Origin of the sequence: Escherichia sp. MOD1-EC6162 (assembly GCF_002965125.1) — a bacterium.
Taxonomy (GTDB): domain Bacteria; phylum Pseudomonadota; class Gammaproteobacteria; order Enterobacterales; family Enterobacteriaceae; genus Escherichia; species Escherichia marmotae.
Map to the genome: position 1 here is coordinate 60,055 of NZ_PTSB01000007.1, position 25,448 is coordinate 85,502.

The 25,448-nt window shown below is 52.9% G+C and carries 25 protein-coding genes; 17 read left to right on the forward strand and 8 right to left on the reverse strand.

Annotation, left to right across the window (positions count from 1 at the left end):
* Positions 1–183 precede the first annotated feature (183 nt).
* From osmY to A9587_RS08130, 4 genes are all read left to right on the forward strand, one after another.
* Positions 184–789: a molecular chaperone OsmY gene (gene osmY / locus A9587_RS08115; RefSeq protein WP_020237791.1), complete on the forward strand. Its 606-nt coding sequence runs from the start codon at positions 184–186 to the stop codon at positions 787–789.
* 126 nt (positions 790–915) lie between these two features.
* Complete coding sequence (locus tag A9587_RS08120; protein WP_000490275.1) at positions 916–1,077, forward strand: DUF1328 domain-containing protein; 162 nt, start codon at positions 916–918, stop codon at positions 1,075–1,077.
* A 123-nt stretch (positions 1,078–1,200) separates the two neighbouring features.
* Positions 1,201–2,274: a patatin-like phospholipase family protein gene (locus A9587_RS08125; protein WP_000531526.1), complete on the forward strand. Its 1,074-nt coding sequence runs from the start codon at positions 1,201–1,203 to the stop codon at positions 2,272–2,274.
* A complete protein-coding gene (locus tag A9587_RS08130; RefSeq protein ID WP_105263651.1) occupies positions 2,271–3,050 on the forward strand; it encodes a metal-dependent hydrolase in 780 nt (259 codons plus the stop codon). The genes A9587_RS08125 and A9587_RS08130 overlap by 4 nt, the downstream gene beginning before the upstream one ends.
* 100 nt (positions 3,051–3,150) lie before the next feature.
* Here A9587_RS08130 and A9587_RS08135 read toward each other — a convergent pair whose 3' ends face one another.
* Both A9587_RS08135 and A9587_RS08140 read right to left on the reverse strand, forming a co-directional pair.
* Positions 3,151–4,014, reverse strand: coding sequence for a YjjW family glycine radical enzyme activase (locus A9587_RS08135; protein WP_001088424.1), 864 nt, complete (start codon positions 4,012–4,014; stop codon positions 3,151–3,153).
* Positions 3,986–5,536 (reverse strand): YjjI family glycine radical enzyme, encoded by a 1,551-nt coding sequence (locus A9587_RS08140; protein ID WP_001143195.1) that lies wholly within the window; start codon positions 5,534–5,536, stop codon positions 3,986–3,988. Before A9587_RS08140 ends, A9587_RS08135 begins: the two co-directional genes overlap by 29 nt.
* Positions 5,537–5,793: 257 nt before the next feature.
* On the opposite strand from A9587_RS08140, the gene deoC reads away from it, so the two are divergent.
* The 4 genes from deoC to deoD all read left to right on the forward strand — a co-directional run bounded on the left by deoC (position 5,794) and on the right by deoD (position 10,172).
* Positions 5,794–6,573, forward strand: a complete 780-nt coding sequence (gene deoC, locus A9587_RS08145) for a deoxyribose-phosphate aldolase (RefSeq protein WP_001295412.1) — start codon at positions 5,794–5,796, stop codon at positions 6,571–6,573.
* Positions 6,574–6,798: 225 nt separating this feature from the next.
* Positions 6,799–8,121, forward strand: a complete 1,323-nt coding sequence (gene deoA, locus A9587_RS08150; RefSeq protein ID WP_000477830.1) for a thymidine phosphorylase — start codon at positions 6,799–6,801, stop codon at positions 8,119–8,121.
* Positions 8,122–8,172: 51 nt separating this feature from the next.
* A complete protein-coding gene (gene deoB, locus A9587_RS08155; RefSeq protein ID WP_000816460.1) occupies positions 8,173–9,396 on the forward strand; it encodes a phosphopentomutase in 1,224 nt (407 codons plus the stop codon).
* 56 nt (positions 9,397–9,452) lie between these two features.
* A complete protein-coding gene (deoD, locus tag A9587_RS08160) occupies positions 9,453–10,172 on the forward strand; it encodes a purine-nucleoside phosphorylase (RefSeq protein ID WP_000224878.1) in 720 nt (239 codons plus the stop codon).
* A 160-nt stretch (positions 10,173–10,332) separates the two neighbouring features.
* Here deoD and A9587_RS08165 read toward each other — a convergent pair whose 3' ends face one another.
* Genes A9587_RS08165 through A9587_RS08175 form a run of 3 tightly spaced genes read right to left on the reverse strand, consistent with a single transcriptional unit; the run spans position 10,333 to position 12,316 of the window.
* Positions 10,333–10,596 (reverse strand): helix-turn-helix domain-containing protein, encoded by a 264-nt coding sequence (locus tag A9587_RS08165; RefSeq protein ID WP_000566145.1) that lies wholly within the window; start codon positions 10,594–10,596, stop codon positions 10,333–10,335.
* A gap of 31 nt (positions 10,597–10,627) precedes the next feature.
* Positions 10,628–11,644: a lipoate--protein ligase LplA gene (lplA, locus tag A9587_RS08170; RefSeq protein ID WP_001094692.1), complete on the reverse strand. Its 1,017-nt coding sequence runs from the start codon at positions 11,642–11,644 to the stop codon at positions 10,628–10,630.
* Between the two features lie 27 nt (positions 11,645–11,671).
* Positions 11,672–12,316, reverse strand: a complete 645-nt coding sequence (locus tag A9587_RS08175; RefSeq protein ID WP_000124620.1) for a YtjB family periplasmic protein — start codon at positions 12,314–12,316, stop codon at positions 11,672–11,674.
* A gap of 105 nt (positions 12,317–12,421) precedes the next feature.
* On the opposite strand from A9587_RS08175, the gene serB reads away from it, so the two are divergent.
* Genes serB through nadR form a run of 3 tightly spaced genes read left to right on the forward strand, consistent with a single transcriptional unit; the run spans position 12,422 to position 16,074 of the window.
* Positions 12,422–13,390: a phosphoserine phosphatase gene (gene serB, locus A9587_RS08180; protein ID WP_001132950.1), complete on the forward strand. Its 969-nt coding sequence runs from the start codon at positions 12,422–12,424 to the stop codon at positions 13,388–13,390.
* 48 nt (positions 13,391–13,438) lie between these two features.
* Complete coding sequence (gene radA, locus A9587_RS08185) at positions 13,439–14,821, forward strand: DNA repair protein RadA (protein ID WP_001029699.1); 1,383 nt, start codon at positions 13,439–13,441, stop codon at positions 14,819–14,821.
* A 20-nt stretch (positions 14,822–14,841) separates the two neighbouring features.
* Positions 14,842–16,074 (forward strand): multifunctional transcriptional regulator/nicotinamide-nucleotide adenylyltransferase/ribosylnicotinamide kinase NadR, encoded by a 1,233-nt coding sequence (gene nadR, locus A9587_RS08190; RefSeq protein ID WP_000093824.1) that lies wholly within the window; start codon positions 14,842–14,844, stop codon positions 16,072–16,074.
* Positions 16,075–16,194: 120 nt separating this feature from the next.
* Here the strand turns inward: nadR and ettA are convergent, their stop codons facing one another.
* Positions 16,195–17,862, reverse strand: a complete 1,668-nt coding sequence (gene ettA / locus A9587_RS08195; protein WP_000046765.1) for an energy-dependent translational throttle protein EttA — start codon at positions 17,860–17,862, stop codon at positions 16,195–16,197.
* 210 nt (positions 17,863–18,072) lie between these two features.
* Here ettA and sltY point away from each other — a divergent pair, with 210 nt between their 5' ends.
* Both sltY and trpR read left to right on the forward strand, forming a co-directional pair.
* Positions 18,073–20,010 (forward strand): murein transglycosylase, encoded by a 1,938-nt coding sequence (sltY, locus tag A9587_RS08205; protein WP_000409422.1) that lies wholly within the window; start codon positions 18,073–18,075, stop codon positions 20,008–20,010.
* A 94-nt stretch (positions 20,011–20,104) separates the two neighbouring features.
* The gene (gene trpR / locus A9587_RS08210; RefSeq protein ID WP_000068671.1) at positions 20,105–20,431 is read left to right on the forward strand and encodes a trp operon repressor; all 327 of its coding nucleotides are present in this window, start codon (positions 20,105–20,107) and stop codon (positions 20,429–20,431) included.
* A gap of 75 nt (positions 20,432–20,506) precedes the next feature.
* Here the strand turns inward: trpR and yjjX are convergent, their stop codons facing one another.
* Positions 20,507–21,037 carry an inosine/xanthosine triphosphatase gene (gene yjjX, locus A9587_RS08215; RefSeq protein WP_000546619.1) on the reverse strand — a complete coding sequence of 177 codons (531 nt, stop codon included), beginning with the start codon at positions 21,035–21,037 and terminating at the stop codon, positions 20,507–20,509.
* Positions 21,038–21,088: 51 nt separating this feature from the next.
* Between yjjX and gpmB the strand changes: the two genes are divergently transcribed.
* The gene (gene gpmB, locus A9587_RS08220; RefSeq protein WP_016249587.1) at positions 21,089–21,736 is read left to right on the forward strand and encodes a 2,3-diphosphoglycerate-dependent phosphoglycerate mutase GpmB; all 648 of its coding nucleotides are present in this window, start codon (positions 21,089–21,091) and stop codon (positions 21,734–21,736) included.
* On the opposite strand, the gene robA is transcribed toward gpmB, so the two are convergent.
* Entirely contained in the window at positions 21,733–22,602 is an 870-nt protein-coding gene (robA, locus tag A9587_RS08225) for an MDR efflux pump AcrAB transcriptional activator RobA (RefSeq protein WP_000371670.1), read from the reverse strand. The two genes, gpmB and robA, sit on opposite strands and share 4 nt — an antisense overlap.
* Positions 22,603–22,813: 211 nt before the next feature.
* On the opposite strand from robA, the gene creA reads away from it, so the two are divergent.
* Genes creA through creC form a run of 3 tightly spaced genes read left to right on the forward strand, consistent with a single transcriptional unit; the run spans position 22,814 to position 25,413 of the window.
* Positions 22,814–23,287: a protein CreA gene (gene creA / locus A9587_RS08230; protein ID WP_000875488.1), complete on the forward strand. Its 474-nt coding sequence runs from the start codon at positions 22,814–22,816 to the stop codon at positions 23,285–23,287.
* 12 nt (positions 23,288–23,299) lie between these two features.
* Positions 23,300–23,989 (forward strand): two-component system response regulator CreB, encoded by a 690-nt coding sequence (creB, locus tag A9587_RS08235; protein ID WP_001188652.1) that lies wholly within the window; start codon positions 23,300–23,302, stop codon positions 23,987–23,989.
* Positions 23,989–25,413, forward strand: a complete 1,425-nt coding sequence (gene creC / locus A9587_RS08240; protein ID WP_016242575.1) for a two-component system sensor histidine kinase CreC — start codon at positions 23,989–23,991, stop codon at positions 25,411–25,413. Before creB ends, creC begins: the two co-directional genes overlap by 1 nt.
* Positions 25,414–25,448 lie beyond the last annotated feature (35 nt).

The following is a 25,448-nucleotide window of genomic DNA, read 5'->3' on the forward strand; positions in this document are numbered from 1 at the left end:
CCGTTAAATGTCATTCGATTGATATTAATAACTGATCCAGAGGCTGTGATGGTCGTTATTCATCACTCATCGCTTTTGTGATGGCGACCATTGACTTCTGTACAGGGTGAAGTCTCTCCCTTTCAGCAATGCAACCTCGTGTTGCCAGGCTCAAATTATGAGCAAACATACAGGAATACATCGATGACTATGACAAAACTGAAGATTTCGAAAACGCTGCTGGCCGTAATGTTGACCTCTGCCGTGGCGACAGGCTCTGCTTTTGCGGAAAACAACGCGCAGACCACCAACGAAACCGCAGGGCAAAAAGTCGATAGCTCTATGAATAAAGTCGGTAATTTCATGGATGACAGCGCCATCACTGCGAAAGTGAAGGCGGCTCTGGTGGATCATGACAACATCAAAAGCACCGATATCTCTGTTAAAACCGATCAAAAAGTCGTGACTCTGAGCGGATTTGTTGAAAGCCAGGCACAGGCTGAAGAGGCCGTGAAAGCGGCTAAAGGAGTTGAGGGTGTGACCTCTGTCAGCGACAAACTGCACGTTCGCGACGCTAAAGAAGGCTCTGTGAAGGGTTACGCAGGTGATACCGCCACCACCAGTGAAATCAAAGCCAAACTGCTGGCAGACGATATCGTCCCTTCCCGTCATGTGAAAGTTGAAACCACCGACGGCGTGGTTCAGCTCTCCGGTACTGTTGATTCTCAGGCACAAAGCGACCGTGCTGAAAGTATCGCTAAAGCGGTAGATGGTGTGAAAAGCGTTAAAAATGATCTGAAAACTAAGTAATTCGTCGTAATTCGTCCTCCCGAACTTTGTCGGGAGGCGCGATGTGCACCACACTAAAAATATCGCATTGAGTGATTTGCACGCTCATATCAAGCGGTGACATTAACTATGGTAAAGGAGACGCTTATGTTTCGTTGGGGCATCATATTTCTGGTTATCGCGTTAATCGCCGCCGCACTTGGGTTTGGTGGTCTGGCCGGTACTGCTGCAGGTGCAGCAAAAATTGTCTTTGTCGTCGGGATTATTCTGTTCTTGGTGAGTTTGTTCATGGGCCGAAAACGACCCTAGATTTCAGACCATTAAGAAAATTTTATACAAAGCCAGTCCAGCGGACTGGCTTTTACGGTTTTAGCGAATAATAAATTGCGTTACTTTGTCAGTCTTTCACATTAAAAAAACAGGAAGGCAGAGGTGGGGCAGCGAATACCTGTAACGCTTGGTAATATTGCGCCGTTGTCGCTAAGGCCGTTCCAGCCCGGGCGTATTGCGCTGGTGTGCGAAGGCGGTGGGCAACGCGGAATCTTCACGGCTGGCGTGCTGGATGAGTTTATGCGCGCGCAGTTTAATCCTTTCGATCTTTATTTTGGCACGTCTGCCGGGGCGCAGAACCTTTCGGCGTATATTTGTAACCAGCCTGGTTACGCCCGCAAAGTCATCATGCGCTATACCACAAAACGCGAATTTTTCGATCCAGTGCGTTTTGTGCGTGGCGGAAATCTTATCGATCTGGACTGGCTGATAGAGGCGACGGCCAGCCAGATGCCGTTGCAGATGGATACTGCCGCGCGGCTGTTTGAGAGCGGCAAATCGTTTTATATGTGTGCCTGTCGTCAGGACGATTACACGCCGAACTACTTTTTGCCGACCAAACAAAACTGGCTGGATTTGATTCGCGCCTCAAGTGCGATTCCTGGTTTTTATCGCACCGGAGTTTCACTTGATGGAATTAACTATTTTGATGGTGGCGTCAGCGATGCGATCCCGGTTAAGGAAGCGGCAAGACAAGGAGCGAAAACGCTGGTGGTGATCCGCACTGTGCCGTCGCAAATGTATTACACACCGCAGTGGTTTAAACGCATGGAACGCTGGCTGGGCGACAGTAGCCTGCAACCGCTGGTGAATTTGGTGCAGCACCATGAAACCAGTTATCGTGACATCCAGCAATTTATTGAAAAACCACCGGGCAAGCTGCGGATATTCGAAATTTATCCGCCGAAGCCGCTGCATAGTATCGCCCTGGGAAGTCGGCTTCCGGCGCTGCGCGATGACTATAAACTCGGGCGTTTATGCGGTCGTTATTTTCTGGCAACCGTCGGTAAAATGCTAACCGAAAAAGCGCCGCTTACCCGCCATCTGGTGCCCGCGGCGACGCCTGAATCGATCGTCATTCCGCCTGCGCCAGTCGCCAACGATACGCTGGTTGCCGGGGTGAGTGACGCTCCGCAGGCGAATGACCCGACATTTAATAATGAGGATCTGGCTTGATTTGCCGTTTTATCGATACCCACTGTCATTTTGATTTTCCGCCGTTTCGTGGCGATGAAGAGTCCAGCCTGCAACGCGCGGCACAAGCGGGCGTAGGCAAGATCATTGTTCCGGCAACCGAGGCGGCAAACTTTGCCCGCGTGTTGGCGCTGGCGGAAAATTATCAACCGCTGTACGCCGCGTTAGGGCTACACCCAGGGATGTTGGATCAACACACCGATGAGTCGCTGGAACAGTTACAGCAGGCGCTGGAAAGACGTCCCGCAAAGGTGGTGGCAGTGGGGGAGATCGGTCTGGATCTCTTTGGCGATGATCCAAAATTCGATCACCAACAGTGGTTGCTCGACGAACAACTGAAACTGGCGAAACGCTATGATCTGCCGGTGATCCTCCATTCGCGCCGTACTCATGACAAACTGGCGATGCACCTTAAACGCCACGATTTGCCACGCACTGGCGTAGTCCACGGTTTTTCCGGCAGCCTGCAACAGGCCGAACGGTTTGTACAATTGAACTACAAAATCGGTGTAGGCGGCACCATCACTTATCCACGCGCCAGTAAAACTCGCGATGTAATAGCGAAACTGCCACTGGCGTCGTTGTTACTGGAAACCGACGCGCCGGATATGCCGCTCAACGGTTTTCAGGGGCAGCCCAACCGCCCGGAACAGGCCGCCCGGGTGTTTGCCGTGCTGTGCGAGTTACGTCCGGAAGCAGAAGATGAGATTGCTGAAGCGTTGCGTAATAACACATATGCGATGTTTAACGTGCCGTAGGACGGGTAAGGCGTTCACGCCGTATCTGGCAGTTGGCGCACAATGCCGGATGCGACGCTGACGCGTCTTGTCATGCCTACTGGCCTGTGCCACCGGCATGTCACAAATACAGCGCCGGAAATATCAATCGACTCACCTCACGCTCCTTTAACGCGCCAGCCAACTGCTCAACATCTTCCGGCGTGGCGCTCGGCCAGTTTTGCGCTTCTCCATACACACCGTGCGCATGAAACGCGTTCAGCCGTACAGGAACGTCACCAAGTTGCCTGATAAACGCTGCCAATTCATCAATATGCTGCAAATAATCCACCTGATTGGGGATTACCAGCAAACGCAGTTCCGCCAGTTTACCGCGCTCTGCAAGCAAACAGATGCTGTGCTTAATCTGTTGATTATCGCGTCCGGTTAACTGTTGATGGCAGGCGCTATCCCACGCTTTAAGATCGAGCATCGCGCCGTCGCACACCGGGAGTAATTTTTCCCAGCCGGTTTCGCTCAACATGCCGTTGCTGTCCACCAGACAGGTAAGGTGGTGCAGTTGTGGATCGCTTTTGATGGCAGTAAACAGTGCCACCACAAACGGGAGCTGGGTCGTGGCTTCGCCGCCGCTCACCGTTATCCCTTCGATAAACAGCACCACTTTGCGGATATGACTAAGCACTTCGTCCACACTCATCGATTGTGCCATCGGCGTGGCGTGTTGTGGGCACATCTTCAGGCAGGTATCGCACTGCTCACAGACCGCAACGCTCCACACCACTTTGCTGTCGACAATCTGCAACGCCTGATGTGGACACTGCGGCACGCACTCCCCGCAATCATTACAGCGCCCCATCGTCCACGGATTGTGGCAATTTTTGCAGCGCAGATTACAGCCCTGTAAAAACAGAGCCAGACGACTGCCTGGCCCGTCAACGCAGGAGAAGGGGATGATCTTACTGACTAAAGCGCATCTGCTGTTCATGGCTTATCACGCGCGGTTGGCGTTCCAGAATACGAGTGTTACGTGCAGCTTCTTCGCCCAGCCATGTGGTGTTGGTACGTGAGCCTTCGGCGCGATATTTTTCTAAATCTGACAAACGCACCATATAACCGGTAACACGAACCAAATCGTTACCGCTGACGTTGGCAGTAAATTCGCGCATTCCGGCTTTAAAGGCACCGAGGCAAAGCTGCACCAGTGCCTGCGGATTACGCTTGATGGTTTCGTCGAGCGTCAGAATGTCGCTGATCCCGGAGTAGTAATATGCATGATGTGGAGCGACGGTTTGCAGATGGGTGATCGGATCTGGCTCATCGCCATACGGCAAGCGCGCCCCCGGTGTGGTGCCAACATCAGAACTGATCCCCGACTGTGCGTGTAACATGGCGCGTTTTTGCCAGCCATATTTTACGGGAGTATTGGCGACAAACTCCGCCAGTTGCGCGCTGATGCGATAACCCACTTCATTTGCGGCGGCTTCTTTACCGTAGCGCGCGGCAATCCCTTCTTTCTCGCACAGCAAGTTAACCGCTTCTGCCAGCCCGTACATGCCAAACATCGGCACAAAACGTTCAGGATCAATCAACCCTTCTTTCACCAGGAAGCTATTCTCAAAGAAGTGTGATTGTTGATAGAGGAATTCACACCGCGCATCGATGATGGCGATCTGCTGCTGGCAGTAGTGCGGTAGAGTGCGCGTAAAAAAGTCATCCAGCGACTCACTACGTTCAGCAATGGCCTTCAGGTTAAGGCGCACCAGCGTGCTGCCACCACCGGCCAGCGGCAGTGAGTTGTAGCAGCTCACAATCCCGTAGCCCCCTTTTGTGAAAATTTTATCATGTACCGGACCGTTGGCGATGTGCGGTTTGCTACATTCACAGATGTTCTTCGCCACTTCCAGCAGCAGGTCATCAGGAGTGATTTCGGGATCGTAGATAAAGGTCAGATTCGGTGAAACCTGCTTCAACTCGGCATCTGCGCGCAGTATTGCACGAGTGATGGGGGAATCGAACGGGCCGATATTGGCGTGCATAAAGGCGTCTGGCAGGGTTCTGTCGAGATAACGCCAGAAACGTTTTATTCGAATATCAATCTCGTCCTGTGTTAGAATTTTCACATATGGTTGCAACAACGCATCCAATTGCCCAAGGTAGACCGGCATCGATGTGACTGACGGGACATGGTGATAAAGAATGGTCAGCAGGGAGAGCGCATCATCAAGATCTTTGGCGCCTTCCAGCTCCAGCCATTCAGAACCGTTGGCCAGAAAACGGGCGTAATCGGGTAAGACATAGCGCGGTTTGTACGGCGCATGACCTTCAAACATATCGCAGATTATACCTTCATCCAGCGCACGGCGGGCTTCGGCAGGCAGCTCCGGGTAAGGCAGATTGTTTTCTGCTTCCAGCGCCAGAAAATGGCGCTTCTGCTCCGGGCTAAGTACCGGGCTGGTGACAATTTGCTGGCAACGTTGTTGCAGTGCAATTTCATGAGAAGTGGGCATCTTCTTTTCCTTTTATGCCGAAGGTGATGCGCCATTGTAAGAAGTTTCGTGATGTTCACTTTGATCCTGATGCGTTTGCCGCCACTGACGCATTCATTTGAAAGTGAATTATTTGAACCAGATCGCATTACCGTAATGCAAATTTGTAAGTAGATTTTCTTAATTGTGATGTATATCGAAGTGCGTTGCGAAGTCGATGTTAGAATACTAACAAACTCGCAAGGTGAATTTTATTGGCGACAAGCCAGGAGAATGAAATGACTGATCTGAAAGCAAGCAGCCTGCGTGCACTGAAATTGATGGACCTGACTACCCTGAATGACGACGACACCGACGAGAAAGTGATCGCCCTGTGTCATCAGGCCAAAACTCCGGTCGGCAATACCGCCGCTATCTGTATCTATCCTCGCTTTATCCCAATTGCTCGCAAAACGCTGAAAGAGCAGGGTACCCCGGAAATCCGTATTGCTACGGTAACCAACTTCCCACACGGTAACGACGACATCGAAATCGCACTGGCAGAAACCCGTGCGGCAATTGCTTACGGTGCCGATGAAGTTGACGTGGTGTTCCCGTACCGCGCGCTGATGGCGGGTAACGAGCAGGTTGGTTTTGACCTGGTGAAAGCCTGTAAAGAGGCTTGCGCAGCGGCGAATGTGCTGCTGAAAGTGATCATCGAAACCGGTGAACTGAAAGACGAAGCGCTGATCCGCAAAGCGTCTGAAATCTCCATTAAAGCGGGTGCTGACTTCATCAAAACCTCTACCGGTAAAGTGGCAGTGAACGCGACGCCGGAAAGCGCGCGCATCATGATGGAAGTGATCCGTGATATGGGCGTAGAGAAAACCGTTGGTTTCAAACCGGCGGGCGGCGTGCGTACTGCGGAAGATGCGCAGAAATATCTCGCGATTGCCGATGAACTGTTCGGTGCTGACTGGGCAGATGCGCGTCACTATCGCTTTGGCGCTTCCAGCCTGCTGGCAAGCCTGCTGAAAGCGCTGGGTCACGGCGACGGTAAGAGCGCCAGCAGCTACTAAGCTGCCTTGTGCCAGAGGGTGGATGCCGGATGCCCCTGTAGGCCTGATAAGACGCGTCAGCGTCGCATCAGGCTGTCAGCAGTGATGCCGGATGCGGCGTGAACGCCTTATCCGGCCTACGGGGCGAGTGCCATGCAGGCTTGATAAGAAGCTGCCAGCATCAGGCAATAACAACATCCGCCATCTGGCAACAACGCCTTCAAACTTATTCCACGGGAGGTTACCTTGTTTCTCGCACAAGAAATTATTCGTAAAAAACGTGATGGTCATGCGCTGAGCGATGAAGAAATTCGTTTCTTTATCAACGGCATTCGCGACAACACTATCTCCGAAGGGCAGATTGCCGCCCTCGCGATGACCATTTTCTTCCACGATATGACAATGCCGGAGCGTGTCTCGCTGACCATGGCGATGCGAGATTCAGGAACCGTTCTCGACTGGAAAAGCCTGCATCTGAATGGCCCGATTGTTGATAAACACTCCACCGGTGGCGTCGGTGATGTCACTTCGCTGATGCTTGGGCCAATGGTCGCTGCCTGCGGCGGCTACATTCCGATGATCTCCGGTCGTGGCCTCGGTCATACTGGCGGCACGCTCGACAAACTGGAGTCAATCCCTGGCTTTGATATCTTCCCGGATGACAACCGTTTCCGCGAAATCATTAAAGATGTTGGCGTAGCAATTATCGGCCAGACCAGCTCACTGGCTCCGGCGGATAAACGTTTCTACGCGACCCGCGACATTACCGCTACTGTTGACTCAATCCCGCTGATCACTGCCTCGATCCTGGCGAAGAAACTGGCGGAAGGTCTGGACGCACTGGTGATGGACGTGAAAGTGGGTAGCGGCGCGTTTATGCCGACCTATGAACTCTCTGAAGCCCTTGCCGAAGCGATTGTTGGCGTGGCAAATGGCGCAGGCGTACGCACCACCGCGCTGCTGACCGACATGAACCAGGTGCTGGCATCCAGCGCTGGTAACGCGGTCGAAGTGCGTGAAGCGGTACAGTTCCTGACAGGTGAATACCGTAACCCGCGACTGTTTGACGTCACAATGGCGCTGTGCGTGGAGATGCTTACCTCCGGCAAACTGGCGAAAGATGATGCCGAAGCGCGCGCGAAATTGCAGGCTGTGCTGGACAACGGTAAAGCGGCAGAAGTCTTCGGACGTATGGTAGCGGCACAAAAAGGCCCGACCGACTTCGTTGAGAACTACGCGAAGTATCTGCCGACAGCGATGCTGACGAAAGCAGTCTATGCTGATACCGAAGGTTTTGTCAGTGAAATGGATACCCGTGCGCTGGGGATGGCAGTGGTTGCGATGGGCGGTGGTCGCCGTCAGGCATCTGACACCATTGATTACAGCGTCGGCTTTACTGATATGGCGCGTCTGGGCGACCAGGTTGACGGTCAGCGCCCACTGGCGGTGATCCACGCGAAAGACGAAACCACCTGGCAGGAAGCGGCGAAAGCGGTGAAAGCGGCAATTAAACTTGCCGATAAAGCCCCGGAAAGCACCCCAACTGTCTATCGTCGTATCAGTGAATAACGGTATACTGATCTGATCATTTAAATTTGAAGCACTGAGTACGGAGAACATATGAAACGTGCATTTATTATGGTGCTGGACTCATTCGGCATCGGCGCTACAGAAGATGCAGAACGCTTTGGTGACGTCGGGGCTGACACCCTGGGTCATATCGCAGAAGCTTGTGCCAAAGGCGAAGCTGACCACGGTCGTAAAGGTCCGCTCAATCTGCCAAATCTGACCCGTCTGGGGCTGGCGAAAGCACACGAAGGTTCTACCGGTTTCATTCCGGCAGGAATGGACGGCAACGCTGAAGTTATTGGCGCGTATGCATGGGCGCACGAAATGTCATCCGGTAAAGATACCCCGTCGGGGCACTGGGAAATCGCCGGTGTACCGGTTCTGTTTGAGTGGGGATACTTCTCCGATCACGAAAACAGCTTCCCGCAAGAACTGCTGGATAAACTGGTTGAACGCGCTAACCTGCCGGGTTACCTCGGTAACTGCCACTCTTCTGGTACGGTCATTCTGGATCAACTGGGCGAAGAGCACATGAAAACCGGCAAGCCGATTTTCTATACCTCCGCTGACTCAGTGTTCCAGATTGCCTGCCACGAAGAAACGTTTGGTCTGGATAAACTCTACGAACTGTGCGAAATCGCCCGTGAAGAGCTGACCAACGGCGGCTACAACATCGGTCGCGTTATTGCCCGTCCGTTTATCGGTGACAAAGCCGGTAACTTCCAGCGTACTGGCAACCGCCACGACCTGGCAGTTGAACCGCCAGCACCGACCGTGCTGCAAAAACTGGTTGATGAAAAACACGGCCAGGTGGTTTCGGTCGGTAAAATTGCAGACATCTATGCCAACTGCGGTATCACCAAAAAAGTGAAAGCGACCGGCCTGGACGCGCTGTTTGACGCCACCATCAAAGAGATGAAGGAAGCGGGTGATAACACCATCGTCTTCACCAACTTTGTTGACTTTGACTCTTCCTGGGGCCACCGTCGCGACGTCGCAGGCTATGCCGCGGGTCTGGAACTGTTCGACCGCCGTCTGCCGGAACTGATGTCTCTGCTGCGCGACGACGACATCCTGATCCTCACCGCCGACCACGGTTGTGACCCGACCTGGACTGGTACTGACCACACGCGTGAACACATTCCGGTACTGGTTTACGGCCCGAAAGTGAAACCGGGTTCGCTGGGGCACCGCGAAACCTTCGCAGATATCGGCCAGACTCTGGCAAAATATTTTGGTACTTCTGATATGGAATATGGCAAAGCCATGTTCTGATGGATTTGGGCGGAGCAGTGACTCCGCCTTTAATATGTCACAAAAAGGATAAAACGATGGCTACTCCACACATTAATGCAGAAATGGGCGATTTTGCTGACGTAGTTTTGATGCCAGGCGACCCGCTGCGTGCGAAGTATATTGCTGAAACTTTCCTTGAAGATGCCCGTGAAGTGAACAACGTTCGCGGTATGCTGGGCTTCACCGGTACTTACAAAGGCCGCAAAATTTCTGTAATGGGACACGGTATGGGTATCCCGTCCTGCTCCATCTACACCAAAGAACTGATCACCGATTTCGGCGTGAAGAAAATTATCCGCGTAGGTTCCTGTGGTGCAGTTCTGCCGCACGTAAAACTGCGTGATGTAGTTATCGGTATGGGTGCCTGCACCGATTCCAAAGTTAACCGCATCCGTTTTAAAGACCATGATTTTGCAGCTATCGCTGATTTCGACATGGTGCGTAACGCAGTAGACGCAGCTAAAGCACTGGGCGTTGATGCACGTGTTGGTAACCTGTTCTCCGCTGACCTGTTCTACTCTCCGGACGGCGAAATGTTCGATGTGATGGAAAAATACGGCATCCTCGGCGTGGAAATGGAAGCGGCAGGTATCTACGGTGTGGCTGCAGAATTTGGTGCGAAAGCACTGGCTATCTGCACCGTGTCTGACCACATCCGCACTCACGAGCAGACCACTGCCGAAGAGCGTCAGACCACCTTCAACGACATGATCAAAATCGCACTGGAATCTGTTCTTCTGGGCGATAAAGAGTAATTGTGTTTTGCTGAAAGGCGATTGTCGTGTGAAGCCGGAGTGGGAGACTGCTCCGGCTTTTTAGTATTTATTCATCAATAGCAACTGATTTATAGATTTACTATTATTTTTCATATGGATAGAAAATAAAATCCATTCAAGTATCTATTCACGAATCTATTCATTTATGTTCAGCCGTCATCCAGGAAGGGCATATCAGCAACTCTGGTGGACAACCATAAATTCCTGCCATTTTGCTTTTGATGTTTGAACTAAGCCGTTCCGTCTTTTCGATCTGTTTTAGAGAATTAATGGAGATACCTAACATTTTACTTACTTCAGCAAGTGATAGTTTATGCCTGATACGCACGGCGGTTAGCCAGGATATACCCTGGCTGAACATTAAATTGATAATCTCCCGTTCCTGGTTTTCCAGATCGATCATATTTCCTTCCCTGGATATTTTAATCAGCGAGTTACCTTACCGCCCCTGCCATCCACGCTGACAACTCCCGTAGCTCTTTTTCCTGTTCCGGGAAGTCAACCAGCAGCGCTTCGCACTCCTGTTGCAGCATATCCGCGCGGTACAGACAGCCTTGCAGTCGCCCGGCGAGGGCTTCCAGCGGCGCGGGGTTGAGGCTGTCGGTAAACACCTGGGCGCGGGTGATATGGCCTTTTTCAACGTCGAAATGCAGTTCCACGCCGCCCCAGGTAAAGCGTTCATCCAGCAGATGCGAAAACGCCGGAGCCTGACCGAAGTTCCACTCCCAGCTACTCTGGCGGGCAAAGGTTTCGATGAAGTTTGGCAAGTCTGGCGTTTTGTCCGGGGAGATGATTTCCGCTGCTACGCGCTCGCCATAATGGGCGAAAAAGGCCTCGGTTATGGCCTCGCAAACATGCTCATGGGTAATTCCCGGTAGCAATTCGGTCAGATTGGTCACGCGGGAACGTACCGATGTGATGCCTTTCGCCGCCAGTTTCTTTTTATCCGGGTTGAGGTAGTTTGCCAGGCGACTCAGGTCGGCATTGAGCAGCAAAGTGCCGTGGTGGAAGCCGCGATCTTTGGTTTCGCGATAGGCCGAGCCAGAGACTTTACGGTCTCCCTCGGTTGTTTTCACCACCAGATCGTTACGTCCGGAGGCTTCGGCGCTGACGCCGAGCGCGTTCAGTGCATTGAGTACAATTGACGTAGAGATGGTTTTATCGTACTCCGGCTTGCCAGCCATAAAGGTAAAGCAGGTATTACCGAGATCGTGGAACACCGCGCCGCCGCCACTACTGCGCCGCGCCAGGCGGACATTATCTTCTTCCATCCGCCGGGTATTACACTCTTTCCACGGGTTTTGTGCGCGGCCAATCACTACCGTGTCGGCGTTACGCCAGAGAAACAGAACGCGCTGCGTGGCGGGCATCTGGCGAAAAATACACTCTTCCACCGCCAGGTTAAACCACGGGTCGTAAGAGTCAGAGATAAGCAGGCGTAATGTATTCATAACGATTTCCTTTCTTGTTGTAATGGGTCACTCTTTTTTCTCGCCTTCTTCCTCTTCCGGCACCGGTTTGCTGGCGGTTAGCAGGAAGGGCGATTGTTGCCAGCGGGTGCGTTTACCCTGTAATAGCGTGCGGGTCAGCACCACGCCGATTGCCAGCGAGAGCAGCAGCATCAGGCGTAAAATGTTGGTGGTGTTATCCACCTGTTTGGCTTCGGTGGCGAGTGTGTGGGTGTCGAGCGTCAGGCGCAGATAGCCGAGCGGACCATTTTTCCCCGCAATGGGTTCGACAATTTGCTGGTTAAAATAGCCACCTGCTTTTTTACCGTCGAGTGCCAGACGGTCGCGTACTTCTACGCTTTCGCCTGCGCGGGCAATAAGATCGCCTTGTTCGTCATATACGCCTGCGTCAAGGATGCGGCTTTCATCTGTTAACTGGTTGAGTATTGACTGAATGCGCTTTTCATCCGGCGAGTCGGTACGCATCAGCGGCGCAACGTTCAGCGTCACCTGACGTGCCAGGGTGCGGGCCAGCTCTTCAAGCTGCGGATTACGCTGGCGCTGGTGGTTTTGACTGAACCAGGAAGCACCTTGCATCAACGCGACCAACAAAGCGAGACAGAACAGGACAATCACTGCCCGATGCAGCCGGAATTTTAGTTTTGTGCGAGCCATATTCCACCCGTTGAAAATTTGAGACTTAATGTTGCCAGAAGCAATGGATACAAGGTAGCCTCATGCGTTATTTTCCCTGCTTCGAACGATTTTACAGGAGCCTTAATGCCTAACATTACCTGGTGCGACCTGCCTGAAGATGTCTCTTTATGGCCAGGTCTGCCTCTTTCATTAAGTGGTGATGAAGTGATGCCACTGGATTACCACGCAGGTCGTAGCGGCTGGCTGCTGTATGGTCGTGGGCTGGATAAACAACGACTGACCCAGTATCAGAGCAAACTGGGCGCGGCGATGGTGATTGTTGCCGCCTGGTGCGTGGAAGATTATCAGGTGATTCGTCTGGCAGGTTCGCTCACCGCGCGTGCTACGCGCCTGGCCCATGAAGCACAACTGGATGTCGCGCCACTGGGGAAAATTCCACATTTGCGTACGCCGGGGCTGCTGGTAATGGACATGGACTCTACAGCCATCCAGATTGAATGTATTGATGAGATCGCCAAACTGGCCGGGACAGGTGAGATGGTGGCGGAAGTGACCGAACGGGCGATGCGCGGAGAACTCGATTTTACCGCCAGCCTGCGTAGCCGCGTGGCGACGCTGAAAGGCGCTGATGCGAACATTTTGCTTCAGGTTCGGGAAAATCTGCCGTTGATGCCAGGCTTAACGCAACTGGTGCTGAAGCTGGAAACGCTGGGCTGGAAAGTGGCAATTGCCTCCGGTGGCTTTACCTTCTTTGCCGAATATCTGCGTGACAAACTGCGACTCACTGCCGTGGTAGCCAATGAACTGGAGATCATGGACGGTAAATTTACCGGCAATGTGATCGGTGACATCGTCGATGCACAGTACAAAGCGAAAACCCTGACCCGTCTGGCGCAGGAGTATGAAATCCCACTGGCGCAGACCGTGGCGATTGGCGATGGTGCCAACGACCTGCCGATGATCAAAGCGGCAGGGCTGGGGATTGCCTACCATGCCAAACCAAAAGTGAATGAAAAGACGGAAGTCACCATCCGTCACGCTGATCTGATGGGAGTGTTCTGCATCCTCTCTGGCAGCCTGAATCAGAAGTAATTGCCCGCCCGTCATCCTGCGGGCGGCACAGCATTAACGAGGTACACCGTGGCAAAAGCTCCAAAACGCGCCTTTGTTTGTAATGAATGCGGGGCCGATTATCCGCGCTGGCAGGGGCAGTGCAGTGCCTGTCATGCCTGGAACACCATCACCGAGGTGCGTCTTGCTGCGTCGCCAACGGTGGCGCGTAACGAGCGTCTCAGTGGCTATGCCGGTAGCGCCGGGGTGGCAAAAGTCCAGAAACTCTCCGATATCAGCCTTGAAGAGCTGCCGCGTTTTTCAACCGGATTTAAAGAGTTTGACCGCGTATTAGGCGGCGGCGTGGTGCCGGGAAGCGCCATTCTGATTGGCGGTAACCCAGGTGCCGGGAAATCCACGCTGTTGCTGCAAACGCTGTGCAAACTGGCCCAGCAGATGAAAACGCTGTATGTCACCGGCGAAGAGTCGCTGCAACAGGTGGCAATGCGCGCTCATCGCCTTGGCCTGCCGACTGACAATCTCAATATGTTGTCGGAAACCAGCATCGAGCAGATCTGCCTGATTGCCGAAGAAGAGCAACCGAAGCTGATGGTAATTGACTCCATCCAGGTGATGCATATGGCGGATGTACAGTCATCGCCTGGCAGCGTGGCGCAGGTGCGTGAAACGGCAGCTTACCTGACGCGCTTCGCCAAAACGCGCGGGGTGGCAATCGTCATGGTTGGTCACGTAACCAAAGATGGTTCGCTGGCTGGCCCTAAAGTGCTGGAACACTGTATTGACTGTTCGGTGCTGCTGGACGGCGATGCTGATTCCCGTTTTCGCACCTTACGCAGCCATAAAAACCGCTTTGGCGCGGTAAATGAGCTGGGCGTATTCGCGATGACTGAACAGGGGCTACGCGAAGTCAGCAACCCTTCAGCAATCTTCTTAAGTCGTGGCGATGAAGTGACGTCCGGCAGTTCAGTGATGGTTGTGTGGGAAGGAACGCGTCCGCTGCTGGTGGAGATTCAGGCGCTGGTCGATCACTCGATGATGGCGAATCCACGCCGCGTGGCGGTGGGGCTGGAACAAAACCGTCTGGCAATCCTGCTGGCGGTGCTGCACCGTCACGGTGGTCTGCAAATGGCCGATCAGGATGTGTTTGTAAACGTGGTCGGCGGCGTGAAGGTGACTGAAACCAGCGCCGACTTAGCGTTACTGCTGGCGATGGTTTCCAGCCTGCGTGACAGACCGCTGCCGCAGGATCTGGTTGTGTTTGGTGAAGTTGGGCTGGCAGGAGAGATCCGCCCGGTGCCCAGCGGTCAGGAGCGAATTTCAGAAGCGGCGAAACACGGCTTTCGGCGGGCGATTGTACCGGCGGCCAACGTACCGAAAAAAGTGCCGGAAGGGATGCAGATTTTTGGCGTTAAAAAACTCTCCGACGCGCTTAGCGTGTTCGACGACTTATAATGAGAGATACGGAGGGAGATATGTCGTCATTTGATTACCTGAAAACTGCCATCAAGCAACAGGGCTGCACGCTACAGCAGGTGGCCGATGCCAGCGGTATGACCAAAGGGTATTTAAGCCAGTTACTGAATGCCAAAATTAAAAGCCCCAGCGCGCAAAAGCTGGAGGCGTTGCACCGTTTCCTCGGGCTGGAATTTCCCCGGCAGAAGAAAACCATCGGTGTCGTATTCGGTAAATTTTATCCGCTACATACCGGACATATCTATCTTATCCAGCGTGCCTGTAGTCAGGTTGATGAGCTGCATATCATTATGGGGTTTGACGACACCCGTGACCGCGCGTTGTTTGAAGATAGCGCCATGTCGCAGCAACCAACGGTGCCGGATCGTCTGCGCTGGTTATTGCAGACTTTTAAATATCAGAAAAATATCCGCATTCATTCCTTCAATGAAGAGGGCATGGAACCGTATCCGCACGGATGGGATGTGTGGAGCAACGGCATCAAAAAGTTTATGGCCGAAAAGGGCATTCAGCCGGATCTGATCTACACCTCGGAAGAAGCCGACGCGCCGCAGTATATGGAACATCTGGGGATCGAAACGGTGCTGATCGATCCGAAACGCACCTTTATGAGTATCAGTGGTGCGCAGATCCGCGAAAACCCGTTCCGCTACTGGGAATATATTCCTACCGAAGTGAAGCCGTTCTTTGTGCGTACTGTAGCGATCCTCGGTGGCGAGTCGAGCGGTAAATCCACTCTGGTAAATAAACTCGCTAACATTTTCAACACCACCAGTGCGTGGGAGTTTGGTCGTGATTATGTTTTTTCGCATCTTGGCGGTGACGAGATTGCGTTACAGTATTCTGACTACGATAAAATCGCGCTGGGACACGCACAATATATTGATTTTGCAGTGAAATACGCCAATAAAGTGGCGTTTATCGACACCGATTTTGTCACTACTCAGGCGTTCTGCAAAAAGTACGAAGGGCGTGAGCATCCGTTCGTGCAGGCGCTGATTGATGAATACCGTTTTGATCTGGTGATCCTGCTTGAGAATAACACCCCGTGGGTGGCGGATGGTTTACGTAGCCTTGGCAGTTCGGTGGATCGCAAAGAGTTCCAGAACCTGCTGGTGGAGATGCTCGAAGAGAATAATATCGAATTCGTGCGGGTCGAAGAGGACGATTACGACAGCCGTTTCCTGCGTTGTGTGGAGCTGGTGCGGGAAATGATGGGGGAGCAGGGATAAGACCCAATGCCTGATGAGACGCTTACCGCGTCTTATCAGGCCTGGAGTTTCACAACGTATTGAAATCGCTGTGTTTGTAGGCCGGATAAGGCGTTCACGCCGCACCCGGCATTTTACGCATTACTTCGCAATACGCTTGTACTTGATACGCTTCGGCTCCAGCGCGTCTGCGCCCAGCGTGCGTTTCTTGTACTCTTCGTACTCGGTAAAGTTACCTTCGAAGAACTCAACCTTACCTTCATCCTGGTAATCCAGAATGTGCGTGGCAATACGGTCGAGGAACCAACGGTCGTGCGAGATAACCATCGCGCAGCCAGGGAACTCCAGCAGGGCGTTTTCCAGCGCGCGCAGGGTTTCGATATCCAGATCGTTGGTCGGTTCGTCGAGCAGCAACATATTGCCGCCAACCTGCAGCAGCTTCGCCAGATGCAGACGACCACGCTCACCGCCGGAGAGTTCGCCAACACGTTTACCCTGATCAACCCCTTTAAAGTTAAAGCGGCCAACGTAGGCGCGGCTTGGCATCTCGGTGTTACCGATCTTCATGATATCCAGCCCGCCGGAAACTTCTTCCCAAACGGTTTTGCTGTTATCCATTGAGTCACGGAACTGATCAACCGACGCCAGTTTCACCGTTTCACCTAAAGTGATGGTGCCGCTGTCCGGCTGTTCCTGACCGGAGATCATGCGGAACAGGGTCGATTTACCCGCTCCGTTCGGCCCGATGATCCCGACGATCGCCCCTTTCGGGATCGAGAAGGTCAGATCATCAATCAGCAGGCGATCGCCGTAGGATTTACGCAGATTGCTGACTTCCAACACTTTATCGCCCAGACGTGGTCCAGGTGGAATAAACAGTTCGTTGGTTTCGTTACGTTTCTGGTATTCGGTGCTGTTCAGCTCTTCAAAGCGTGCCAGACGTGCTTTACCTTTCGACTGACGGCCTTTCGTGCCCTGACGTACCCACTCCAGCTCTTTTTCAATCGACTTACGACGCGCCGCTTCTTGCGAAGCTTCCTGCGCCAGACGCTGATCTTTTTGCTCCAGCCAGGAGGAGTAGTTACCTTCCCACGGAATACCTTCACCGCGGTCAAGTTCGAGGATCCAGCCCGCGACGTTATCGAGGAAGTAACGGTCGTGGGTAATCGCCACAACGGTCCCTTCGAAGTCATGCAGGAAGCGTTCCAGCCACGCTACGGATTCCGCATCCAGGTGGTTGGTCGGTTCGTCGAGCAGCAGCATGTCTGGTTTTTCCAGCAGCAGGCGGCACAACGCTACGCGACGACGCTCACCACCGGAGAGGTTAGCAATTTTCGCGTCCCAGTCCGGCAGACGCAGCGCATCCGCCGCACGCTCCAACTGAACATTCAGGTTGTGACCGTCGTGAGCCTGGATGATCTCTTCCAGACGGCCTTGCTCTGCGGCCAGCTTGTCAAAGTCTGCATCTGGATCGGCGTACAGCGCATACACTTCGTCCAGACGTTTCAGGGCATTAACTACTTCGGAAACCGCTTCTTCAACGGACTCACGTACAGTGTGTTCCGGGTTTAGCTGCGGTTCCTGCGGCAGATAGCCAATCTTGATATCTGGTTGTGGACGCGCTTCACCTTCGATGTCTTTATCAATGCCCGCCATAATGCGTAGCAGGGTAGACTTACCCGCGCCGTTCAGACCCAGAACGCCGATTTTTGCCCCGGGGAAGAAACTCAGAGAGATGTTTTTCAAAATATGACGTTTCGGCGGAACAACTTTGCCGACACGATGCATGGTATAAACGAATTGAGCCACGTTGGACTTCGCCTCTATGTTTATCGTGATGATGAGTTTTCAAAGGCGAAGTGTAGCCTGTTTCCCTGCCTAATCCCAGCCGGTCGATCACCCTCGCAGTAAAAGTAAAAAAGTGTCCATAACGTGGCGGAAACGGCAATGACTGGTTAGCATAAATCTATTACGCGGCATGACGCTGCATTGATGTATTTACACTTAGAGGAAGCGCTTGTGGAAAAAGCCAAACACGTTACCTGGCGGCTGTTGGCTGCCGGTGTCTGTCTGCTGACGGTCAGCAGCGTGGCGCGAGCCGACTCACTGGATGAGCAGCGTAGCCGCTACGCGCAAATCAAGCAGGCCTGGGATAATCGACAAATGGATGTGGTTGAGCAGATGATGCCATCCCTGAAGGATTATCCCCTTTATCCCTACCTGGAATACCGCCAGATTACCGATGACCTGATGAATCAACCGGCGGTCACGGTCACTAACTTTGTTCGCGCTAACCCCACGCTTCCTCCGGCTCGCACGCTGCAATCTCGTTTCGTCAATGAACTGGCGCGACGTGAAGACTGGCGCGGCCTGTTAGCTTTTAGTCCGGAAAAGCCAGGCACAACCGAAGCGCAATGTAATTACTACTATGCAAAATGGAATACCGGGCAGAGCGAAGAAGCCTGGCAGGGGGCGAAAGAGCTGTGGCTGACAGGAAAGAGCCAGCCTAACGCTTGTGACAAGTTATTTAGCGTCTGGCGCGCGTCCGGCAAACAAGATCCGCGGGCGTATTTAGAGCGTATCCGCCTGGCGATGAAGGCGGGTAATACCGGCCTGGTGACGGTGCTGGCAGGGCAGATGCCCGCCGATTACCAGACTATTTCTACGGCAATTATTTCACTGGCAAACAATCCCAATACGGTGCTGACTTTTGCACGAACGACCGGCGCGACTGATTTTACCCGTCAGATGGCCGCGGTGGCGTTTGCCAGTGTGGCGCGGCAGGATGTAGAAAACGCACGACTGATGATCCCTTCACTTGCCCAGGCACAACAGCTTAATGAAGATCAGATTCAGGAGCTACGTGATATCGTTGCCTGGCGTTTGATGGGCAACGATGTCACCGACGAACAGGCGAAGTGGCGTGATGATGCAATTATGCGTTCGCAATCCACGTCGTTGATTGAACGCCGTATAAGGATGGCGCTTGGCACCGGCGACCGTTCGGGGCTGAATACATGGCTGGCGCGCTTGCCGATGGAAGCGAAAGAGAAAGATGAATGGCGCTACTGGCAGGCGGATTTGCTGCTGGAACGTGGGCGTGAAGCTGAAGCAAAAGAGATTTTGCATCAACTCATGCAACAGCGTGGCTTCTACCCAATGGTTGCTGCGCAGCGCATAGGCGAAGAGTATCAACTGAAGATTGATAAAGTGCCGCAGAACGTCGATAGCGCCCTGACTCAGGGGGCGGAAATGGCGCGCGTGCGCGAGTTGATGTACTGGAACCTCGATAATACCGCCCGTAGCGAGTGGGCCAATCTGGTGAAGAGCAAGTCGAAAGCAGAGCAAGCGCAACTGGCGCGTTATGCTTTTAACAACCACTGGTGGGATCTCAGCGTTCAGGCGACGATTGCCGGGAAACTTTGGGATCATCTGGAAGAACGATTCCCACTGGCCTATAACGATCTCTTCGCACGTTACACTAACGACAAAGATATCCCGCAAAGCTATGCAATGGCGATTGCCCGTCAGGAGAGCGCCTGGAATCCGAAAGTGAAATCACCGGTAGGGGCCAGCGGGCTGATGCAGATTATGCCTGGTACGGCGACTCATACGGTGAAGATGTTCTCTATTCCTGGTTACAGCAGCCCGGCACAATTGCTTGATCCGGAAACGAACATCAACATTGGCACCAGCTATCTGCAATATGTTTATCAACAGTTCGGCAATAACCGTATTTTCTCATCCGCAGCATACAACGCCGGGCCGGGGCGGGTGCGCACCTGGCTTGGTAACAGCGCCGGGCGTATCGATGCGGTGGCATTTGTCGAGAGTATCCCATTCTCCGAGACGCGTGGTTATGTGAAGAACGTATTGGCTTATGACGCGTACTATCGCTATTTCATGGGCGATAAACCGACGTTGATGAGCGCCACGGAATGGGGGCGTCGTTACTGAACTGATCTGCACGTTTATGATATGCTATCGTACTCTTTAGCGAGTACAACCGGGGGAGGCATCAGGCTTCCCCCGCTAACAATGGCGACACACTATGGCCCAACAATCACCCTATTCAGCAGCGATGGCAGAACAGCGTCACCAGGAGTGGTTACGTTTTGTCGACCTGCTTAAGAATGCCTACGAAAACGATCTCCATTTACCGTTGTTAAACCTGATGCTGACGCCGGATGAGCGCGAAGCGTTAGGGACTCGTGTGCGTATTGTCGAAGAGTTATTGCGCGGTGAAATGAGTCAGCGCGAGTTAAAAAATGAACTCGGTGCGGGCATCGCGACGATTACGCGTGGATCTAACAGCCTGAAAGCGGCACCCGTCGAGCTACGTCAGTGGCTGGAAGGCGTGTTGCTGAAAAGCGATTGATTTTGTAGGCCTGATAAGACGCATCAGCGTCGCATCAGGCATCGTGCACCGAATGCCGGATGCGGCGTGAACGCCTTATCCGTCCTGCAATGGCTGATACACGGCATTATGAAACGGACTTAGCGCCAGGATCACCGCCTGGTGATAGACACTGGCGCGGGTGAGTTTCCCGGCGGTAAACACGCCGATCGCCCCTTCTTTACGACCAATCTCATCAATGCCGGTATAGCGCGACATTACTGGCCCAAGCGCCTCGCCCTCACGCACTTTTTCCAGAATCACCTCAGGCAACGGCAAGGTTGCCGAACGTGCTTCACCACGCTGGCTGGCGTTTTCAATTACCACCCAACTGAAGGTGCTGTCACCATCTATACCCGCTTCAATGGCCACCCAAAAATCAGCCTCTGGACGTAAACGGCGGGCATTTGCTACCCGATTTCGTGCGCCAGCGCGCGTTTCCTCACTACCAAAAGGCTGTTCCGGTACGCCGCTCTCGACGACAACGGATTCAATATGGCAGGATCCTTCGTCGAAGATCTCGTGAAATGCCTGCAGAATGGCCTGAATCTTAGCGGGGTTAGTGGTCGCACAGACAACATGGTGCATAATCAGGATTACTCAAAAAATTAACGTTAAAGCAGTATACGGAAAAAAAGCATGTTACAGGTATACCTTGTCCGCCACGGCGAAACGCAGTGGAACGCCGAGCGGCGTATTCAGGGCCAGTCTGACAGCCCGCTAACCGCAAAAGGTGAGCAACAGGCAATGCAGGTGGCGAACCGTGCCAAAGAACTTGGCATCACCCACATTATCAGTAGCGATTTAGGTCGCACCCGGCGTACAGCGGAAATCATCGCCCAGGCTTGCGGTTGTGACATCATCCTTGATCCCCGCCTGCGTGAGTTAAATATGGGGGTGCTGGAAAAAAGACATATTGATTCTCTGACCGAAGAAGAAGAGAACTGGCGTCGCCAGTTAGTGAATGGCACCGTTGACGGGCGTATTCCTGAAGGCGAGTCAATGCAGGAACTGAGCGATCGCGTCAATGCCGCACTGGAATCTTGTCGGGATTTACCGCAGGGAAGTCGACCGCTGCTGGTGAGTCACGGTATCGCGCTGGGGTGTCTGGTGAGTACCATTCTGGGCTTACCGGCGTGGGCAGAACGCCGTTTACGCCTGCGTAACTGTTCTATTTCGCGCGTGGATTATCAGGAAAGCCTGTGGCTGGCGTCTGGCTGGGTTGTTGAAACTGCAGGGGACATCTCGCATCTGGACGCCCCTGCATTAGATGAGTTACAGCGTTAACGACGCACTGGAATCAGCAGTTCGCAGCGCAGATTAATTGGGCGATCTCCCGCTTTGGCATCTTCTGCCGGGTAGTATCGCTCAATATCCTGACCTTTACGGCGTGTCAGGTTGAGCATTGGCATGCATGTTCCGTATACCGTCAGGATAAACTCCTGCACGCCTGTTCCCAGACCTTCGTAGGTAAACATCACATATTCGCCGCCTTGCAACATCACTGGATGCCCGGTTAATACATAGCCGTCAGCCTGATCCTGGGCTAACGCAGTGGTGTAGAACACCTCTTGTTCGTCGTCTTTATCCTGGCTTGGGCGCGTTTCATTCAGACCGTAAAGTACTGGCGGAATAGAAGGCGAGTTGCCGAGAAAATCATGCCAGAACTGGTAGCGCATTTCGTGGCGGAAATCAGAGATTTGCTCCAGCGAGCAGGAGTAGCTCTGGGTAACACCAATCAGCGGCGTATCTTCCAGGGTGACAAATTTGTGTTCCGGCATAGTGAATTCACCCAGACGTAGCGGCGGGCGAATGCCAAAAGCACTCCATTCCGGGGAACGACGGTACAGCGCAGGTGTTTGAGCAAATTGCTTTTTAAATGCGCGGGTAAATGTCTGTTGAGAGTCGAAGCGGTACTGCAGCGCAATATCCAGAATCGGGCGCGCGGTCAGGCGTAGTGCTACCGCTGATTTCGACAAACGACGAGCACGAATATACGCGCCAATAGCATGGCCAGTGACATCTTTAAACATTCTCTGTAAGTGCCACTTGGAATAACCTGCTTTCGCCGCTACATTGTCGAGCGACAGGGGCTGATCCAGATGACCTTCCAGCCAGATTAAAAGGTCGCGAATAATGCCGGCCTGATCCATAAAATTTCCTCATCCTTTCAACAACGAGCACCTGACATCAGGTAATTGGATAATAGCATTTTTTGTTGTTTTAGCATTCAGTGTTTTTTTCTTAGTAGAGTATGTTTCAGGTCTTTACGGGAATAAAAGTATTGAGATTTTGTTCTTAATCAATATGTTATTTACCGTGACGAACTAATTGCTTAATGTAACTTATAAAAATGGTAACAATATGAAATACAAGCATTTGATCCTATCTTTAAGCCTGATAATGCTGGGGCCGTTGGCACATGCGGAAGAAATTGGTTCGGTTGATACCGTATTTAAAATGATCGGCCCGGATCACAAAATTGTCGTAGAAGCCTTCGACGATCCTGATGTAAAAAATGTCACCTGCTATGTGAGCCGGGCGAAAACGGGCGGTATTAAAGGCGGATTGGGGCTGGCGGAAGATACTTCCGACGCGGCTATTTCCTGCCAGCAAGTCGGACCGATTGAACTGTCAGAACGCATTAAAAACGGCAAAGCCCAGGGCGAAGTGGTATTCAAGAAACGTACATCGCTGGTCTTTAAGTCGTTACAGGTCGTGCGCTTCTATGATGCCAAACGCAATGCGCTCGCCTATCTGGCTTACTCCGACAAAGTTGTCGATGGTTCACCGAAAAATGCCATCAGCGCCGTCCCTGTCATGCCGTGGCGACAATAACAGAGGCGATTTATGCAACGGGAAACGGTCTGGTTAGTAGAAGACGAGCAAGGGATAGCCGACACGCTGGTCTACATGTTGCAGCAGGAAGGTTTTGCCGTCGACGTTTTTGAGCGGGGCTTGCCGGTGCTCGATAAAGCGCGCCAGCGGGTTCCCGACGTTATTATTCTCGATGTTGGTCTGCCTGATATCAGCGGCTTTGAATTATGCCGCCAGTTGCTGGCGATCCATCCGGCGTTGCCAGTGCTGTTCCTGACGGCCCGTAGTGAAGAGGTCGATCGTCTGCTTGGGCTGGAAATTGGTGCTGACGACTACGTGGCTAAACCGTTTTCACCTCGCGAAGTGTGCGCCAGAGTGCGCACCTTGCTGCGTCGGGTGAAGAAATTTTCTACGCCGCCTCCCGTCATCCGTATTGGTCATTTTGAACTGAATGAACCTGCGGCGCAGATAAGCTGGTTTGACACGCCATTAACGCTGACGCGATACGAGTTTTTATTGCTGAAAACGTTACTCAAGTCGCCAGGCCGCGTCTGGTCACGCCAGCAATTGATGGATAGTGTCTGGGAAGACGCGCAGGACACTTACGATCGCACCGTCGATACCCACATTAAAACGCTGCGTGCCAAGCTGCGCTGCATCAATCCCGAGCTTTCACCGATTAATACCCACCGCGGCATGGGATACAGCCTGAGGAGTCTGTAATGCGCATCGGCATGCGACTGTTGCTGGGCTATTTTTTACTGGTAGCAGTGGCTGCCTGGTTCGTGCTGGCTATTTTTGTCAAAGAAGTTAAACCGGGCGTGCGAAGGGCGACGGAAGGGACGTTGATCGACACCGCAACGTTGCTGGCGGAGCTGGCGCGCCCTGATTTGCTCTCTGGCGATCCTGCGCATGGGCAATTGGCACAGGCGTTTGACCAACTACAAAATCGCCCGTTTCGCGCCAATATCGGCGGCATTCACAAAGTGCGCAACGAATACCATGTTTATATGACTGATGCACAGGGCAAAGTTTTGTTCGACTCGGCAAATAAAGCCGTTGGGCAGGATTACTCACGCTGGAATGATGTCTGGCTAACGTTGCGCGGTCAGTATGGCGCGCGCAGTACGTTGCAAAATCCCGCCGATCCCGAAAGTTCTGTGATGTATGTTGCTGCCCCCATTATGGACGGCTCGCGGCTTATTGGTGTTTTGAGCGTAGGCAAACCGAACGCGGCGATGGCACCGGTGATTAAACGCAGCGAGCGGCGAATATTATGGGCGAGCGGCATTTTGCTGGGAATTGCACTAGTGATTGGTACCGGAATGGTTTGGTGGATCAACCGCTCCATTGCCCGACTCACCCGTTATGCTGATTCCGTCACCGATAATAAACCCGTTCCGCTCCCTGATCTTGGCAGCAGCGAGTTGCGTAAGTTAGCGCAGGCGTTGGAAAGTATGCGCGTGAAGCTGGAAGGGAAAAACTATATTGAGCAGTATGTCTACGCGTTAACCCATGAGCTGAAAAGTCCGTTGGCAGCAATTCGTGGCGCGGCGGAAATCTTACGCGAAGGACCGCCACCGGAAGTGGTAGCCCGTTTTACCGACAATATTTTGACACAAAACGCGAGAATGCAGGCGCTGGTTGAAACGCTACTACGCCAGGCAAGACTGGAAAATCGTCAGGAGGTCGTTCTTTCTGCGGTTGATGTGGCGGCATTATTTCTCCGCGTCAGCGAAGCGCGCACCGTACAGTTGGCAGAAAAAAATATCACTCTGAATGTTATGCCCATCGAGGTTAACGTTGTTGCTGAACCGGCGTTGCTGGAACAGGCGCTGGGGAATTTACTGGATAACGCCATCGATTTTACCCCCGAGCATGGCTGTATAACGCTTAGTGCTGAGGTGGATCAGGAGCAAGTTACGCTTAACGTGCAGGATACCGGTAGCGGCATTCCTGACTACGCGCTGTCGCGTATTTTTGAACGCTTTTACTCTTTGCCGCGCGAGAATGGACAAAAAAGCAGTGGGTTGGGACTGGCGTTTGTCAGCGAAGTTGCCCGTTTGCTTAATGGTGAAGTCACACTGCGCAACGTGCCGCAAGGCGGCGTGCTGGCCTCGCTCCGACTTCACCGTCACTTCACATAACTTCAAATTCTTCCCACATAGTCTTCATACACTGC